Annotated in this window: 9 protein-coding genes and 1 pseudogene; 2 read left to right on the top strand and 8 right to left on the bottom strand. The window is 45.3% G+C overall.

Annotated elements, in window-relative coordinates; translation table 11 throughout:
• Positions 1 to 18 precede the first annotated feature (18 nt).
• Positions 19 to 1,695 carry a DUF6377 domain-containing protein gene (locus tag T495_RS0108500; protein ID WP_033148323.1) on the top strand — a complete coding sequence of 559 codons (1,677 nt, stop codon included), beginning with the start codon at positions 19 to 21 and terminating at the stop codon, positions 1,693 to 1,695.
• A 294-nt stretch (positions 1,696 to 1,989) separates the two neighbouring features.
• Complete coding sequence (locus tag T495_RS0108495; RefSeq protein WP_081832061.1) at positions 1,990 to 3,183, top strand: glycoside hydrolase family 18 protein; 1,194 nt, start codon at positions 1,990 to 1,992, stop codon at positions 3,181 to 3,183.
• Positions 3,184 to 3,244: 61 nt separating this feature from the next.
• Here the strand turns inward: T495_RS0108495 and T495_RS16055 are convergent, their stop codons facing one another.
• The 8 genes and pseudogenes from T495_RS16055 to T495_RS0108455 all read right to left on the bottom strand — a co-directional run bounded on the left by T495_RS16055 (position 3,245) and on the right by T495_RS0108455 (position 18,707).
• Positions 3,245 to 4,966: a glycosyl hydrolase family 18 protein gene (locus T495_RS16055; RefSeq protein ID WP_033148455.1), complete on the bottom strand. Its 1,722-nt coding sequence runs from the start codon at positions 4,964 to 4,966 to the stop codon at positions 3,245 to 3,247.
• Positions 4,967 to 5,023: 57 nt separating this feature from the next.
• Positions 5,024 to 6,148, bottom strand: a pseudogene (locus T495_RS0108485) (PIG-L family deacetylase); the annotation flags it as partial.
• Between the two features lie 115 nt (positions 6,149 to 6,263).
• The gene (locus tag T495_RS0108480) at positions 6,264 to 7,622 is read right to left on the bottom strand and encodes a hypothetical protein (RefSeq protein ID WP_231495075.1); all 1,359 of its coding nucleotides are present in this window, start codon (positions 7,620 to 7,622) and stop codon (positions 6,264 to 6,266) included.
• A gap of 30 nt (positions 7,623 to 7,652) precedes the next feature.
• The gene (locus T495_RS0108475) at positions 7,653 to 9,347 is read right to left on the bottom strand and encodes a RagB/SusD family nutrient uptake outer membrane protein (RefSeq protein WP_033148322.1); all 1,695 of its coding nucleotides are present in this window, start codon (positions 9,345 to 9,347) and stop codon (positions 7,653 to 7,655) included.
• Between the two features lie 11 nt (positions 9,348 to 9,358).
• Entirely contained in the window at positions 9,359 to 12,136 is a 2,778-nt protein-coding gene (locus T495_RS0108470; protein WP_033148321.1) for a SusC/RagA family TonB-linked outer membrane protein, read from the bottom strand.
• Positions 12,137 to 12,170: 34 nt separating this feature from the next.
• Entirely contained in the window at positions 12,171 to 14,138 is a 1,968-nt protein-coding gene (locus tag T495_RS0108465) for a RagB/SusD family nutrient uptake outer membrane protein (RefSeq protein WP_033148320.1), read from the bottom strand.
• Between the two features lie 11 nt (positions 14,139 to 14,149).
• On the bottom strand, positions 14,150 to 17,281 hold the full coding sequence (locus T495_RS0108460; protein WP_033148319.1) for a TonB-dependent receptor: 3,132 nt from the start codon (positions 17,279 to 17,281) through the stop codon (positions 14,150 to 14,152).
• A 205-nt stretch (positions 17,282 to 17,486) separates the two neighbouring features.
• Positions 17,487 to 18,707 (bottom strand): MFS transporter, encoded by a 1,221-nt coding sequence (locus T495_RS0108455; protein ID WP_033148318.1) that lies wholly within the window; start codon positions 18,705 to 18,707, stop codon positions 17,487 to 17,489.
• Position 18,708: the final 1 nt, after the last annotated feature.

Genomic DNA, 18,708 nt, shown 5'->3' with positions numbered 1-18,708 from the left:
AATAATTCTAAAACAATAATGAGAAGACTGTTTTTTTTGTGTTTAATGATAATTGTAAACGTTTCTGTATGTTGGTCTGCTGAGATCAATCTTGCGATGCTTTATCGTCAACTTGATGCTGCAATCGATTCTTCAGCTTATTACCAAAAACAGAAATCTGACGTCATCCGCACTTTGAACCGTCAGTATGATTCGGCTCGAAATGATCAGGAACAGTATCAGTTTGCTTTCAGTCTATATCGTGAGTATGCCACCTTTGTCAATGATTCTGCTATCCACTACCTGCAGGTCTGTATGGATTGTGCTGATCGTTTAGGACGACAGGATTTAAAGACTCAGAGTCAATTGGCTATGGCCTGCCAATTGGCGGATACAGGTTTCTATCCAGAAGCTGAGTATCATTTCAAGGCTATAGATATGAGCCAACTCACACAGGAAATGATGATTACTTATCTGAGTGGGCGTAAGGACTTGTATGGCGAGATGGGCTATTACTCTCACGAGAAACGTTTAAGTAGTCAGTTCTTTAAACGGGCAGATGTGATTCGCGATTCACTGTTCAATCTTCTCCCTCCAGAGTCAGCTGAGTATGTGGGGTTACGCTCACAGGTACTCAATAATCAGAATCAGCTCGATGAGGCTCTGGCTTATAGCGACAAGTGGCTACAATTGGTAAAACCCAACACCCGTCAGTACGCTATTATGGCGTTTTATCGCTCGGAAATATATAAGAAGAAGGCGGTGAACTCAGGTCTTCAAAGCGATGTGGAATTGCAGCAGTACTGGCTTATCCGCTCGGCACTCACTGATATCCGTTTGGCCATCATGGACCAGGGGGCTCTTTGGAGTCTGGCCAACTCGTTGATTGAGTACGATGGTGATTTGGATCGTGCATATAGGTATATGGATTTTTCGTGGAACTGTATCTCTCAGTTTAGTACCCATATGCGTTCATGGCAAGTGTCACCCATCCTTACCCGCATCAACGACCAGTATAAAAACAGTTTGCATCAGGCCAATACTAACCTTCGTTTTACAGTCGTTGCCATCAGTCTGTTATTGATTGGCTTGTTGATACTTTTACTCTATGTTCAGAAAAAACGTAAACAGTTAGCAATTGCTCGTAACGAACTGAAAACTGCTAACGATGAGCTTGCCTTGCTGAATGCCCAGCTATCAGAACGCAATACAGACCTCTCTGAGGCCAACCGCCAACTCAATGATTCAAATCGCGTGAAGGATGTGTATATCGGCAAATTCCTCAGCATCTGTTCGGAGTATATTGATAAACTCGACAACTACCGTATCAAGATTAATCGTAAGTTGAAAGCCGGTCAACAGAACGATTTGTTGCGTATGACTAATAGCAATCAGCTGAAAGAAGACGAGTTGAAGGAACTCTTCGATAATTTCGATGACGTGTTTCTGCGCCTCTTCCCAACGTTCATACGTGATTTCAATGCTCTGCTACGCCCAGGAGAGGAAATCTATCCTACAGGTAATAATCGCTTGAATACCGATTTGCGTATCTTTGCGTTAATCCGCTTAGGTATTGATGAGAGTTCGCGTATTGCTGAGTTTTTACGCTATTCGCCCAATTCTATTTATTCCTATCGTACTCGTATCAAGAATAAAGCCGCCGGAAATCGCGATGACTTCGAGCGGCTCGTTAAAGAGATCGGAATTGAAGGATAATCCTATACTAATATGGGTTTTTAAGGGTTGAAAAATGGTTAAATGATTGATTTGTAGTAAGTTGTATCAATCGGTTTTCCTGTTTTAATATAGATCGTTTTGGGGTATCAACGCAGATAGACTGTGTTCGTATATTTTGTATTTAAAATAATGTAAGTAGTTGTATTTCAGGTTGTTGTAATTTGTTTGCTGGCATATTTTCTATATGGTGTGAATTTATGTTTTTTTATTTCAATTAATTATCATAATTTTGTAGCATATTTCAATTAATCATTTACCATATAATATAAAATTATGAGAATTAAAAATCAAATTTTAGCATTGTTAGGCAGCCTGCTCTTTTATAGCATGATGCCCTTGTCAAATTATGCCCAAGCAACCAATACAACTTCGAAAAAGGTGGTTGCCTATGTCACTTCATGGTCATCAATATCGGTTGATCCTCACGTGATGACTCATATCAACTATGCCTTTGGTGGTATAGGCAACGACTACAAAGTGTATGTAGATAATTCCAGTAGGTTTTCGAAGATTGTAGCCCTGAAAAAGAAAAATCCCGAGTTGAAGATACTGCTTAGTATTGGCGGTTGGGGACGTGGTAATTTTACGCCTGTAGCAAAGGATGCGTATAAGCGAAAGATATTTTCCCTGTCGTGCCGTGCATTCTGCGAAAAGTGGGGTATTGATGGAGTCGACATTGATTGGGAGTTCCCTGGTAGTAACTCTTCGGGTGAGTCCTCACCTGTCAACGAGAGGCAGAACTATACCTATTTGTTGCGTGATCTGAGAGAGACACTCGGTGATGACCTGTTGCTAACGATGGCCTCATCGGCAAGTCCTGATTATTATAATTTTGTGGAATGTATTCAATATCTCGATTTTGTGAATGTGATGACCTATGACATGGCATCACCACCTTATCATCACTCGGCTCTGTATCGTGGAGGTACTGTTGGTAATGGCTGGTGTGTAGGCCATGAGTCAATTCAGAACCACTTGGAAGCAGGTATACCTAAAGAAAAATTGGTTATGGGCTTAGCTTTCTATGGTAATGGCAATGCAGATGGTAGTGGTTCTGCCAACCAAATTACTCTTCAGGAGATTAAGAATGGCATTGCCAAGGGTAAGTGGATAGACCATTGGGATGATGTAGCTAAGGTGCCATATATCACCAACACCAAAGGGCGATTTGTATTTGGCTATGATGATGAGCGTTCGCTTACAATCAAATGCCAGTACATTCATGACAACGATTTGGCAGGGGGAATGTACTGGGAATATGCTAACGATGACAATGTCGGAACAGAACGTACAACCGTCTACAATTGTTTGATAGGAAATAGTACTACGGCCATCAGTGATACGAAAGTTGTCAATCCTAACTATCTTTCATCAAAAACATACAATCTTCAAGGACTGCGTGTGATGGACGAAAGGTTAAAGCCTGGTTTTTATATTCGTGACGGTAGAAAAATCTTGGTTAAGTAATGTATAGTATATATTAGAAAGAAGCCGCTGAGAACCACTTCGATTCTCAGCGGCTTGCTGTTTAATATGTTCTCAACTTATTACTTGCCACCCATCGAAAAGCATTTGTGAAGAGCAGGTTCTGGGTAGCATCAATGAACCCCTCATCGCCATGTCCCATGTTCAGATAGACCATACGGTATTTTTTGTTAGTCCATACGATGGGAAAATCACCGTGGGTGACGATATCCTTTATGCCGAAGGGATAGTTCTTTGGCGAGATGCTGATGAGAACCTCTACGTCCTTATTGACACGGGGAGAAGGTGAGAATTGGTAGAACTCGCTTGCTGGGGCAACAAACTCATTGGGGAGCGTACGGGTGACAGGATGGTGCCGCGTCTCGACATCCAACAAGGCTGATTGTGGTGGCCAGTTATTGCTGAGAAATGAACCACAGCCTAAGAATTTGTTCAGCCACGGCCAATGGGTGTTGGCATCATTATAGCCTGTGGCATGGAAACCAATCCACCCACCTCCTTGCTCCATATACTGCTCGAAGGCTTTACGCCCCTTTTTTTCATGGGGCAGACTATTCAGCATAACCACTACATCATACTGCTTGAGTGTATCAAGACTGGTAGGGCATGAGGTCCTGACATCGTATGTGAAGCCCTCTCCATACGATAACTTATGGAAAAAGCGGATGGCTTGCTTGTCGAATTCTACATGGGCAGGTTCGGCAGAAGGATCCCAGATGAGCAAAGTGCGGAAGCGGATTCTATTGCCTGCATAGTTGGCTGTATATGGTCCGTTCTCTCCATGCATAAGAATCCTGCAGATTGTATTTCGCAACTTTTCTTGATGATCATCGCCGTATTCCCAGTACATGGCACCACGTAGACGATGGTCGGTGATGTATTGGCACTTGATGCCGATAGAACGCTCATTCTCAAACCCTATTACCAGCTCGCCTTTGTCATCCACAAAATATGGAACCATCGACTGCTCGTGCCAGTGTTCTGTTACTTTTTGGGTGCTGTCGGGCTCTGTAGTGTATCCTCGCTTACCGCGACCATAGAGCGGGATGCCCATCACCAGCTTGTCTTGTGGCACACCTGATTTCAGATGCGCTTCGATGGCAGCTGAAGTAGTCATCCAATTTGTGATTTCCGAAGGATAAAGAGCGGAATGATGATAGGGTGGATTCCCCATGTCGTACGACATTACGTTTACCATATCTAAATACTGGATGCAATTGCGAAAGTCGATATACTCGCCGCTGGCAATTGTGGCACAGGTCAGCAGCTTGTCGCCTAACTGTTGTCTCAGGTCACGCATTAGCAGGGTGAAGTTGCTTGTATCATGAGGAGATGAGGAGATACCTGCCGACGACTGAGTGGGATATTCCCAGTCGATATCGATACCATCAATGCTAAACTCTTCTATAACCCTTCTACAACTTTTGGCAAACGAAAGTCGTGTCACGTCTGTTTTCGCCATCTCGCTGAAACGTCCGCTACCCCAGCCTCCGATGGAGAGAAGAACCTTCAGCTTTGGATTCTTCTTTTTAAGTGTCACTATCTTGCGCAGACGGTCAGGGTTATCTATGCGTACGCCATCGGACATCTCGTTAACATGTCCGAAAGCATAGTTGATATGTGTCATCACCGTTGGGTCGGGGATGGTTTCCGTCCACGATGTCACATAGGCAACCACGACCTTCTCAGCAGCCTTTACTTGTCCGATGCTGTAAAGTAGCATCAATACTAACCAGATACCTTTTCTAATCTGTTCTCTTTTCATATTGTTTATCATTATTGTTTGCAAAGATACAATTTATTATTCGTATTATAAATATTTTTATAATTTATATTCTACAAATGCTTCCATAGCCTCGTAGCAGGCCAGCCCAAGTGCATCGTAAATGTTGGCGGTAGCCCGATTGCGATCTTCGGCACGTTGCCAAAACAGGCGCTCGTCGTTGCCAAGGAACGGTGCACTGTCCATTTGACTCTGGTGGCGTAAGATGGCATTCCGTTTCTCGCGGAGCTCCTCAGGACTCATCGGTACACACATGTCGATATCTGCTACGTCCCACTCTGCCCAGGCTCCGCGATACATCCATACCCGACAGCCCTTTAGCCATGTAGCTTCCTTCTTCCGTTCCTCATCAATAGCTGCCAGTACGGCATCTGTGCATTTTTTATGGGTACCATGAGGATCGGCTAAGTCAGCAGCTATATAGATTTGATGAGGCTTTATTTTAGAGAGTAATGCTTGGATGGGGAGGACGTCTTGTTCGGTCATTGGCAGTTTCTCTATCTTCCCGCTTTCATAGAATGGCAGGTCAAGAAAGTGGATATGGTCGCTGTTAATACCATCGTAGGCACAGGCCAGACGTGCTTCACCGCGCCTGATCAGTCCTTTTAGTTTCAATATGGTTTCGTTGTCAGGCTCATCTTCTGTCTTGTTCTTCAGAAATGCCTTTATACTTAGGTAATTATGCTTGATAACATCATTACTGTCATTGGTAAAGATTTTGTTGAAACCATTGACAAAATGCATAAAACGTATCACTTCCTCATCGCCTACGGCTATATTCCCACTGGTTTCGTAGGCGATATGTACGTCGTGACATTGTTGTATCAGACGTCGGATAGTGCCGCCCATGGAGATGACGTCGTCATCGGGGTGAGGAGAGAAAACTATAACTCGTTTGGGGTAGGGCATGGCACGTTCTGGTCGGGTTGTGTCATCAACGTAAGGCTTACCACCAGGCCAACCTGTAATGGTGTGTTGTAATTCATTAAATACCTCAATATTTGCCAATCCTACTTGTCCGTTGTACTCTCTGACAAGATGCTCAAGTCCGTTGTCCACATAATCTTTTGTGGAAAGTTTCAGTAGTGGCTTGCCAACCTTCTGGCATAATTCGACTACTGCACGGCGTAGCGAATGGTTGGGCTTTTGAATTCTGTTTGTGAGATTTAAATCCATAGTTTATAATATTGCTTTGTTTAAAAAAATCCGTTGAGAAACTTTTGTTCTCTAACGGACTTTTCATGTTTACAAATGTCAGTCTATGACGTCTTTTCAGAGTCTAGTCTGTTTTTATCTGAATCTTTGTGATGGTGATGTCGCCGCCGATAATGAGAGCGGTTTCCGTTCCGCTGTTCATTGTTGTCGCCATCCCCTCTGAAATTTCGAATTCCAAGAAGTCTTCACCTGCAGCAAGTGTAATGTTGTTGTCGCTTTCACCGCCGTCGCGGATGTAAGGCGCTCCCCACCAACCATCGCACAAACAGAATGTCTGAGGGGCATCGTGGTGGGTAAACGTGAACCTGATGATCTGACCAGCCTCTGGCGTGATGGCTGAGAGATTGAGCTCGGATGCTGGGAGATACCACCACCAGCCTGTGGTATATTCACCCAACCAGAGTGTTGGATATTCGCGGAATAACTCTATCTTCTTTAGGGTGTAGTTGCCTCCACCGATAATGATGCCCCCACCTGCTTTCAGAGTCTCTACCATACCTTGAGAGATTGGGAACTCGAGTTCGGTGGTACCTGCTCCAACCCATACTGTGTTATTGCCATTGCCGTCGACATCAGGCGTACCCCAATTGGCATCACATACACATACACTGGCGCCATCGGGATTGTCGAAGGTAAGTCGCATCATAAGGCCTTCGCGAATCTGAATACCATCAAGATTCAGTTGGTCTGATGTCAGATATTGCCAGTTGGCCCAATCATAAATATACACTTCATCCTCCCAAATGGGAACGTATCTTTCACCGCTCGCTGCTTCATCTCCACCAGCAATCTCGTCAGATAGTGTTACCTCTGGCAACGTGTACTTCTGGCCGCTGCAATCTTCGAGGATTATCTGACTTGGTCCGGCTTTAATACCCATTGGGGAATAGACGTGAAGTGAACCTGTTGCCTTACGCTTGAAATCGCTTGCTTCTACTACCACGTCATTGCCGTCTTTACCAGGGAAATATGCCTTTGTGATGAATTCAAGGTCATCGCCATACACCTCAATACACTCGTTAATCTTGATCTCCTGGTCAAGTGGTGCTACGCGTGTGGGGGTGGGCTTGCCGACAGTTATGGGCATGGGAGCCTCTGTCGTTTCTCCATGAGCTTCAATAGTGACGATTCCGCCTGCTGCTGCGATGCCTGCGGGTGTGGTAACTGTAATATATCCGTTGCCAACTTTGGCAATGTTGTTTACTACGATATTTCTAGGGAACACCACTGAAGTGGCTTCGCTAAGGCCTGTACCAGTGATGGTGATAACTTGACCTTCCATAACTTTGGTTGGGAGGACAGACTTTACCTCAAAAAGCTGGTTTGTGTCTGCCGTATTGTTATCGCTGCATGAGGTTGTCGTTATGATGGATAGCAATGCAAGACTTGTGGCCAGATGGTCTATAATATGTTTTTTCATCATCTTTCTTGTTTGATATTTGATTGAATGTTTTTACCAATTGGGGTTCTGTTTCAGATGACTGTTTTTCTGAATTTCAGATTGTGGAATGGGGTAGAAATAGTATTTTTCGTCCCACTGGCGGGCTTTGGTTACTCTGTTGAGAATTAGGTGCCCGTTTTCATTGATCCAGAAATCTGCTACAGCTACATTTTTGAAGAAATCATTACCTTTCTTCCAGCGACGTACATCCCAAAAACGCTGGCCTTCAAAGGCAAGTTCAACCATACGTTCACGCATATAACGCTCTTCAAACCCTTTACTGCCTTGGAACTCTGGCATCATGATGTCTGGACGGTTACGGAGCACGTTGATGGCCTCGTTTGCTGACATACCAAATTCACCTTGTTCATCGGCATTACCGTAATAGTTGTACATGGCCTCTGCATAGTTGAGATAAACCTCGGCCAGACGCATCACAATCCAATTGTGACGTGTGGAGGTTGGGTTGTTGGTTGTGGTGATACAGTTGCCATCAACAAACTTCTTCAGGTAATAGCCCGTTGGCGTTGCACCATATTTGGGTGCACCATTGAAACCATTCTGATAAGTCTCGATGAAAATCTGCTGAGCAGTATTGGCAGGCCAGAGATCGCCGTTCTTGACAACTGTAAGTTCAAAACGAGGGTCAAGACCATCGTAGGGGTTCTCGGTGGTTACATCTATATCATTAGGATATCTCTCTTTGAATGTCATGCCATCAGACTGATATTCGTATGCGTCTACCAGTGCCTGTGTAGGACAGTTACCCGAGTTGCCGTTCTCTACGCCTACAGGGTAGTTGTTGCGTTCGAAGGTGTTGCTTGCCTGAGTGCCGAGGACGAAGATGAATTCTGGGTTGGTGAATGTGTCATGGCCCCATAGGTTGGCATAGTTGCTGAGTTTATAGCCCCATCGCTGTGCGTTGTCAATGATGACTTTGCTGGCAGCCGCCGCCTTTTTCCATAGTTGCTTGTCACCATTTGTATTAAACAATGGTGACGCTTGGTAAAGAAGTGCGCGTGCTTTCAAAGCGAGTGCGGCACCACGGGTGGCACGACCGATTTCCTGACCGGGAATGTCGTTATACGATACAGGTAGATATTCGGCTACGGCATCCAATTCGTCAATGATAAACTTGAAAATATCGTTGGCTGGGGTACGTTCCACATTGTTCGCCTGCTCGTTGGTAAGGGTAGTGGTAACCAGAGGTACATCGCCGTAGGCACGTACCAGTTCAAAATAGAAATAGGCACGGAGGAAACGAAGCTCATAAGGGAATATCTCAAACTGTTGCACCATGTTCTGATAATCGGGAGCATATTCATAATCCGACAAGTCAATCTTATGGATGCGTTCCAGGTACATATGTATCTGGGTAATGGCACGATATGACCTGTTCCATGTGTCGCTGAAAGGATTCGAAGGATTCCATCCACCATTGTAATAATTGTGGATGGGCGAGATGGAGAGTGAGAACTCTGCCTCATCTGTTGCACTGGCTATCATGGCGCCATTACCGTAGAGGTCATCTTTGAATTCACTTGGGATTTGTGCATAGACATCGTAGACAAGGGCCTTGACGCCATTGATAGGGCTGTTGAAGGTCCATTTTTCATCGCGACTCGATGCTTCGTTATAATCTAAGTCGGCACAGCTGGCAAGGACTACTGCCGCTATACCTATAAAAGCATTTTTTATATTGTTCATAGATTCTTATATTAGAAAGTTAATGTGATACCTATGTTGACACCTTTGAACATGGGGTATGCTGTAGAGAGTATCTCTGCATCCATAGTGCTGATGTTGTCGAAGGAGAGAAGGTTTTCGCCTTGAACATAGAACTTTGCTTCAGAAAGTGATAGGTGTGAGAGTAGCCTTGTAGGAATTTTGTAGTAAAGTTCAATGTTACGCATCTTCAGAAAATGTACGGGTTTGATCCAAATATCGCTTGACTGGTTGTTGTTACTGCTGTTCTGAGTTGTCAATCTAGGATAAAGGGCATTGTCGCCAGCCATGTCCCAGCAGTTGTTGTAATAGTCTACTGATAGATTGCCGTTGTTAGCCATGCCGCCCCAGATTGCCGACGGAAGAGCTTTCATGCAGTTGCCTGTTCCCTGGAACCATGCGTTCAGACCAATTCCTTTATATTCTATGCCAAGATTGAATGCATAGTTAATTTCTGGTATATCGGTAGCGCCATCAAGACTTGTCATGTCGAATGCATTGATGACCTTGTCGTCATTGAGGTCTTGATACTTGATGTCACCTGGAGTTACGATAGAAAATTCCTGACGATAGCTGGCATCAACGTCAGCTTGGTTCTTAAAAAAACCTGCCGACTTGAGTCCCCATGCTTCGTTTACACGATGCCTTACAGGGTCGAGTAGCGGATAAGTGGGCGTTCCGATATATCTGGTTACCTCATTGCGTGCCCACGCGAATGTGGCGCCAATGTTGAGATGGAGGTCGGAAATGATCTGTTTTGCATATTTCATACTGGTCTCAAATCCGTAACTTCTCACTTCGCCCACATCATTGTACGACGATTGAATACCGACCACCGATGAATTTTCATTGCTTGCAGAGAGCATGATGTGACTGCGAAGTTGGTAAAATGCATCAATCGTGAGGTCAAGGACATTTGCCAGTCGAAGATCGGTTCCAAGATTAAAACTTGTTGATGTCTCCTGTGAGAAATCTGTCGTTGGGAATGAGCCAAGCGATGCACCCCATGTGGCATTATAGTTATTGCCAATAATGACATAACCATGCGTAGCATCCCATGTGGGCAGCCACATACCATAGGTTGGCATATAGTCAGTATGCTGAATACCTGCTGATGCACGTAGTTTTCCGTAGTTAATCAGGGCTTCATTAGTATTGGCGTAGATCCAGCCGAGCGACAAGGTGGGTGAGAATGCCCACTTGGACGGGTAAGTGCGGTTGGAGCCATTGCCAGCAAGGATAAGGTCGGCAATGTAACGATTCTGATAATCGTAGTGGAATGCTCCCATAATATTCTGGCGATAGATGGTGTTACCTCGACCATCTATGTTAGAACCACTATTTGTGAAAATGGCAGAAGCGCTGAAGTGGTCATCACTGAAGAACGAATGCTGGTAGTTGATGCCTATATTTGATTTGGCTTTCCACCATTGACTGTCATTCCAATTACTGAAGGTGAGGTTGGTCTCCTTATTGCCGAATTTGGTCAGGGCTACGTTATTGATGTCACCAATGGTACCTGTGTACCGTTCGTATCCATATTCGTGAGCTTTATGCATGTTTTCTGCGTATATCGAAGAGTTGGCATAGCCGGCACTGACAAATAAACTCAGACCCTTGAGTAAGAAGTCGAGTTTTTGAGTTAGCTTGGCATCAACCCACAGCTGACGCTGATGGGTCTTGTAGAAACCCGATTCCTGAATTTTTGCTATAGGGTTCGAATCGCCATAAGTCTCATTACCTCCCCAAATGCCGGTTGTAGTTTTGAAGGGGATGGCACTTGCTGGCAGACTGTATATGGCATATGTCGCATCATCGGCGCCGATGTCAGAAGGTCGCTTGGTCTCTTGGAATAGTCCAAAGAGGTTTACCGACATGAGTGTCGTGCTGGTGAGGTTGAAGTCGAGATTGGTACGAATGTTAGCCTTCGATTGACGTAACTGCGCATTGTAGTCGGTCTGTTTGGTGTCCTTGAGGGCGCCACGGGCATCACTGTAATCGATGTTGGTATAGTATTTTACTTTGTCTGTTCCTCCATATATTGACAGATATGCATGATCTTCCTCGGCCTTATTTCTGAAAGCAAGGTCGCGCCAATTGACGTTTGGATAGAAACAGGGATCAGTGCCGTTTTTGAAGAGACTAAGTTCCTGCTCGGTATATGCAGCAGTGAGTCCATCGTTGAGTCGGGCTTGGTTGAGAGCATTTGCATATTGATAGCCATCTGCCATATTTGCAAATTCCGGGTTGAATAGGAACTTATGACTATAGTTGGCCTTGATGTGTGTCTTGCTTTTAGTACCACGCTTTGTCTTCACCAGTATGGCTCCATTGATGCCTTCGTGGCCAAGAAGAGCTGTAGCAGCGGCATCTTTGAGCACGGTGACGCTCTCTACCTCCTCTATGCTGAGACGGTCGATGGGGCGCTCGTAACCATCAACGAGTATGAGTATACTTTTGTCGTTGAGAGTGTGATAGCCTCTGATATTAAATGAGGCTCCCTTGTTCTCATCGCCCGAGAAACCGCCTGTTGAAAGAGCTGTTAGTCCAGGAAGCCGTCCATAGAGGGCTTGGGCAAGAGTTGTTGCCGAAGTCTGCTGCAATTCCTCGCCACTGATAGTTGTTGATGAGGCTGTGCTGAGAAAGTGACTAATCTCCACACCATACCCCAGATCATAGGCATTTGTGTTTTTATCGTTGAGTTTTACCTGCGCATTTGCCGTGAGAGCAAAGACCGCCGCTGTAATAATCAACATTCTATTTGTTTTCATATTCTGCAAGTCTTATTTAAATGTTTAATTTGAATTACCAACCTGGGTTTTGGTTCAGGCCATAGCCTTTGTTGATCTCATCGCGTGATATAGGCGAAAGATACCATTTATCGTTCCACTTGCTGGTTTGATTATCTGTATTCCACCATATGCGGATATTATTGGTACAAGGTATCTTCTCGTAGATGCAGTTAGGCCAAGGTTCACCGGGCTGGAGGCTTGTATCTCCATTGTAGTCGGCGGGATCCATCTTGTTGCCATTGGCATCTTTGCGCCATACGCGCAATTGATGTACTTGTTTCTTGAAGATATCCGACCTTTTATAGCGTATGAGGTCATACCAACGAGAGTCTTCATAACCGAATTCACAGGCGCGCTCCTTGAGTAGTTGTTCTATGAAGTTGTCTTTGTTGGTGGTGAGGTTCAACTCAGGGTTCATCACCTCTACTTTTCCAAGTCCCACACGAGCGCGAACCTTATTCATTTCATCGCAAGCTTTCTGCAGGTTACCTGTCTGTGCAAGTGCTTCTGCATAGCAAAGGTGTATGTCTGCCATACGCAAATAGGCATAGTTGGTAGGATAGTATGCAGCATAGCCGTTATCACGTAGATATTTGAATAGTTTCATGCGGGTTGACCATGGGTTATCGGTGACCTGCGGGTTGAAATTCTGATCTACATTACCTCCTTGCCATATCTCGGTACTTGAGAGGCCGTTATATTGCTCAACAAGATTGTTGCGATTTACAACCATTGTCTCGTAGAGTCGTGGATCTCGGTTGGCAAAGATGTCAACGTTATTGGGATTGTTGGTATTGAATATGTTGTCGTAGGGGAAGTTGCGCCCGTCTGCCATACCAAACATCTCCATATATTCAAGAGTGAAGAGTGCCATACCGAACTCATCCATGCCTTCAACGTTCCAGTCGCCATTCCATGCGTTTGTGCCTGAGCCGGCATGAACTTCAATTACCTTTTCGCTGTTGCCGCGGAACCAGTAGGCGGCACGGTAAGCATTGCAGTAGTCTTGTTCGCTATTACCTTCGGGCTGTACAAGGGCGAAGTAGTTGCCGTTGGCGTTGTTTGCCTGAAAGAAGTCCTCACAGGTCTTTAGGGCCTTCTGCCATAATTCTACTTGGTAACCGCCTGTCCATATCTGGTTCAGGTCTTGATTCTCCTCGTTGCGCGTGAATTGTAAATATGGCTGATCACTATTGAATAAAGGTGATGCCACGAAATTCCATAGTTTCACTCGCAGGCCATAGGCTGAGCCTTTGCTAAGTCGTCCGGAGTTGGAAGCCTGGTCTTGTACATAGAAAGGAAGTCCAGGCTCATTAATAGCGGCCTGAAGAAGTTCGTCGATGAATTCTGCGGTTTCCATGACGCTCATTCGTTTGCCATCTACAATATCAGCAGCCTGGAGTGAGTGGTCAACTTTAGGCAGACCGCCGAAGTTACGAAAAGCATCATAGTAGCGTGATGCCATGATGATATATACTTCACCACGGAGTTGGCTTTTCTCTGATTCATTCAAATCGGGAACACGATCGATGTTCTCAATGAATGTCCAACCTTCACGGATTGTACGCCAGATACCTGCACGGCTGTTGCCGTCTCCATTGGCGATGAAAGGAAACTTGACAAAACCGCCGTTGTCTTGGTCGGTTTCTGTGAGGTCACCACCATAGTACTTGCCCAAATTGTGCCATCCGCAGTATGACTGACAGATGTCCGTAAGGGCATCGGGGTGGGAATACCAGACTGCACCTGTATAGGTAAAGGGGTTGTGCATGGCACCGTACATGTGCCAAAGGAATCGTTTGGCACTCTCTCCCTTGACAAAGATGGAGTCTAAAGTCACATCGACACCTGGCTGTTTATCAAGGAATCCATTGCCGACGTTTATATCATCGACACAGGAACTTAGCGCCCCCATGGTTAATGTGGCTGCTGCACAAAACATGGCAACAGTTTTTATTCCGAGTTTTTTGATATGATTCATTGTCTTGAATGTTAGAAATTAAAGTTGATACCGAAGTTATAGACACGGGTCATGGGATAACGTGTGCTGCCATAACCAGCCTGTGCCTCTGGGTCATTGGCTTTGAAACTGGTAAACGTAAGAAGGTTGTAGCCGTTAGCATAGATGCGGATGCTGTTGATGGGAACACCGGGTATGTGGAACGAATATCCAATCTCCATGTTTTTCAAACGAATATACGATGCATCGACCATCCATGGCGACGAAAGGGCGCCATTATGCTCACGTGCCGATTTCTCAAGAGATATACGTGGAAGAATAGCATCTGGATTGTTCTCGGTCCAGGAATTGTCGTAGACCCATTTGTTAAGCATCGACTGGTTGCCGGTACCAAAGGCGGGTGTATAGAATGAACTGAGTTGGCGGTTGACGTGAGTGGCACCTACCCAGGTCATAGAAAAGTCAAGACCTTTCCAGTTGATTGTAGCATTCACGCTACCTGTGTACTCAGGAATATCGCTATAGCCGATGGCATGTACATCGTTGGCATCCACTTTGCCATCGCCCGTAAGATCTACGAATACACTGTCGCCTGGACGAAGTGTGATTTGTTGGTCTGGCATGTCGGCACCATATTTGTCCTTGTAGTGTTGTTCGGTTTGGCCAGGTACATAAAACTCGAAGAATTCATAGCCGAAAGGCTGGCCTACAGGCTGGCCTGTCTGGTACATATGTGGGAATTCCTTCTTTACTTCTGCCATTTCCACAATCTTGTTGCGGGCGAAGGCAAAGGTTGGAGCGATAGAATAACTTACTTCACCTATCTTGTCGGCCCAGCGAATGGTCATCTCGTAACCATGGTTCTTGACGCGACCGAAATTAATAGAACTTGGCTTGAGTGCGGAAATTCCGGCAATAGTTGTCTCGTTGGAGACGAGAATGTTCTTACGGTCTTCCCAGAAGAAGTCTAATCCAAAACTCAAACGGTCTCCAAAGAAATGTATATCGAAGCCATAGTTCTGTTTAGTGGCTGTTTCCCAAGTAACATCGGGATTACCATTGGTAGACTCACGTGCACCTGACATGAATGAAGGGTTGTTGATACCAAAGTTTCCTGTTCGGTCGTTGGTCCACCACGCGCCGCCATTATTTGTATAGAACTGCCATGTGCCAGGTAGGTAAAGAAAACGGCCAATGCCTTGGTCATTACCTACTTTTCCGATAGAGCCACGAATCTTGAAATAAGATACAATACTGCGGAAGGGTTCCCAGAATTTCTCGGAAGAGGCTATCCAGCCAAGAGAGGCGGATGGGAATAGACCAAAGCGCTTTCCTCTGGCAAAGTTCTCTGATCCATTGTAACCCATGTTAAGATCTATCATATACTTGGTTTGGTAGTCGTAAGTGATACGTCCAACCATTCCAACATAGCCACGAGGGATAGAATTATACACACCCCCAGGATAGTAGTTTTTTGATTCATTATAGAGGATGAGTCCACCAAAATTATGCTCTCCAAACTTGCGGGCATAGTTGAGGCTTGCCTCTGCATACCAGTTTCTTCCACCCCATTTTGACTCACTATAGCCGAGAGGCCACGAGTCGCCCTGACGGACATAAACAATCTTTGGAGAACCATCTTCGTTGAATTCGCCCTTAGCAATGGTCGCCTTGTAGTTAATACCGCCTCCTGTGGTACGTGCCTTTTGTTGCGTATAGTCAGAGTTGTAGGAACCCTTGATGCGGAAATCAAGACCTTGGGTAATAAAGTCGAGCTTGAGTTTGTATTGCAAGTCGAGATTCACTACACTCTGTCGTTGAGTTGTAAAACCATGCTCGTAGATAAGACCGAGTCCGTCAGATCCTACAGAGCTAACCAAATCGGGATCGCTGACAATACGACGTCCGTTGTTATCAAGACCGTAGCCTGACATAGGTGTACCATTGTTGAGAAGACCTTCAACGCCAAAGACGCCCGACTGACCATTATACTCACCATTACCGATGGAGTTACGACGGCCAACACGTCCGCCGATACCAATCGAGATAGTGCTCAGTTTGGATAGGTCGACATCCAGATTGGCACGAAAGTTATAACGGCGGTATTTGAAGTTTGCGTCTTCTCCTTGGTTGAAAGTCTTGAATAGCCCGTTTTGATTGAGCATACCAGCAGAAACGAAATAACGGGCACGCTCTGTACCGCCTGATACGTTAATATTGTATTGCTCTTGCCAGGCATGATTGTTCATTAGGTATTTAAACCAGTTGGTGCTTGGATAGACTGTAGACATATCCATAGCTTTCCAGTGCAGGATGGCCTCTTTCGAGAATTTCCAACCATCTTCGGCCACTCCTTCCACTTCCTGTGCATGATTGTATGCTGTCGCGTACTCATAGGAGTTTGCAGGTTCAAGGAATCTGGAAATCTGTTGCAGTCCAGCTGAGGCCGTCAAAGTGATGGTGGGTTTGCCAATTTCACCACGACGGGTCGTGACGAGAATAACACCATTGGCCCCGCGCACACCGAAAACGGCTGTGGCAGAAGCATCTTTGAGAATAGAAATGTCTTGTACCTCGTTGGGATCTATCTGGCTGAATTCGCGCTCTACGCCATCGACCAGCACAAGAGGCTCTGCACTATTGAAAGAACCAATGCCACGGATGCGAATGACTGGGTCGTCACCGCCAGGCACACCAGTGTACTGCACCGACTGCAGACCAGGAAGTTTACCTGTGAGAGCATTTCCAAGAGAGGCTGCTGGCGACTTCAGAAGTTCCTTTCCGCTTACATTAGATACAGAACCTGTTAGAGTGACCTTGCGCTGCTGACCATAGCCGATGACAACCAGCTCGTTCAGCATCTCATTGTTTGCTACTAAGACAACATTCATTGGACTCGATGTTGCCTCCATTTCCACAGACTTGCAGCCTACATACGAGAATACCAGGGTCGTACCTTTAGTAACTCCTGGCAAGAGGTAATTGCCGCCGACATCGGTTACTGTACCTTTCGATTTGTCTTTGATTTGCACAGTGGCTCCGATAATCGGTTCGTTCTGCTCGTCAGTAACACAACCTCGCACGTTGATAATGTTTTGTGCGAGGCACACTCCTCGTAGCGTCAAAGCCAACAAGAGGAGACTTAGTTTGCATAACTTTCCCATCAGTAATTTAAAGAATTAATAATAACATTAGCGTTAATAAGTTTTCGGTATTTATAATTGTTGCGGTTGCAAAATTGACGATTATCCACAAAAAAAAGGTTTAAAAAATAACATTTATCATCTAAAAAAGTTCATTTAGACGATAAATGTCATTTTACAAACCTCGAAGATTAATCTTTCTGCCTTTGGTAAATGGTTGAAATATTTATTCTGCAGTCTGATGGACGCGCGAACCTACTCGTGCATAGAGTAGCATGACTAACTCTCCAAAAAGGACAATGCTCCACGACCAGCGCCAGTTTCCCATCCAGTCTGCTAAAAAACCTTGTATGAGTGGTAGAATGGCACCACCCACTACACCGATCATGAATACACCAGAGGCTGCTGACGTGTATTTTCCTAACTGGGCTACAGACAAAGTAAATATGGCGCCCCACATGATGCTATGAAACAGGCCTACGGTCACCAATATCCAGGGGTTGTTGATAATCATCGCGAATACTACTAGTAAGCTTGCCATCATAGTAGCGAAAGTTAATTGTGTACGCGGATGTATCGAACAGAGTGTACTGCCAAACAGACGCCCCACCAACAGACCGCCCCAGTAGAGTGTTGCCATCAGTGTCACAGTTGATATCTGCATTCCAAAATCCTCAGTAACATAGAGATTGATGTTAGTGCCAATACACACCTCACAACCTACATAGAAGAAAATTGAAACGACTCCGTATACCAGATGAGGGAACGACCATACGCTCTTTTCTAGTTTATCACCGACCTTGTTATGGGTTTCTTCAATGTCGGGTAGTGATAGATGGAGTAGCACTATGACGATAAGGAGGACTATAGCTGCCAGCATCAGGAATGGTATCATTAGTTGGCAAGCTTGAATATCCTCCAATGCTAGTCCGCCAAATACGATGCCCGACACGAAATAAGGAGCTGTCGTTGTTCCTACGGAGTTGGCTGTTCCACCGATTGCCAGGCGTTGTACGGCCTGGGTTCCTTTCACACTGCAGGCGGTGAGGTAGGGGTTGATTACCACTTGGAGTATAGTTGCCGACGCACCTGCAACAAACGATCCTAACAGGAAGACGAAAAACATGGAAAGCTTTGCAGAGAGGAAAAATAGCAGAAGACCAGTAATCATCACCAACAGTCCGCGGATAAGCGTACCCTTATAGCCGTAGTTGACAATCCATTTTGAGCCCAGACTGCCACATACAGGATAGGCTAGGAACCACGAGAACGTGATGAGTGTGGCTAAAGTATTCTTCAGATTCCCAGTTTCAGAAAGGAGCGCAGCTTTGAGCGGCCCTTGGAACTGTCCATTGGCGGTGGTCAGGAATCCTACAATCAAGAATAGAAAGACCATGGTCAGAAAAGGCCCCAGATAGTTGGCCTGTGATTGATTCTTGGATGTCATA

Source organism: Prevotella sp. P6B1 (assembly GCF_000702825.1).
GTDB lineage: Bacteria > Bacteroidota > Bacteroidia > Bacteroidales > Bacteroidaceae > Prevotella.
Note: the sequence above shows the minus strand (reverse complement) of the source record. Positions and strands in the feature narration are given on the sequence as shown.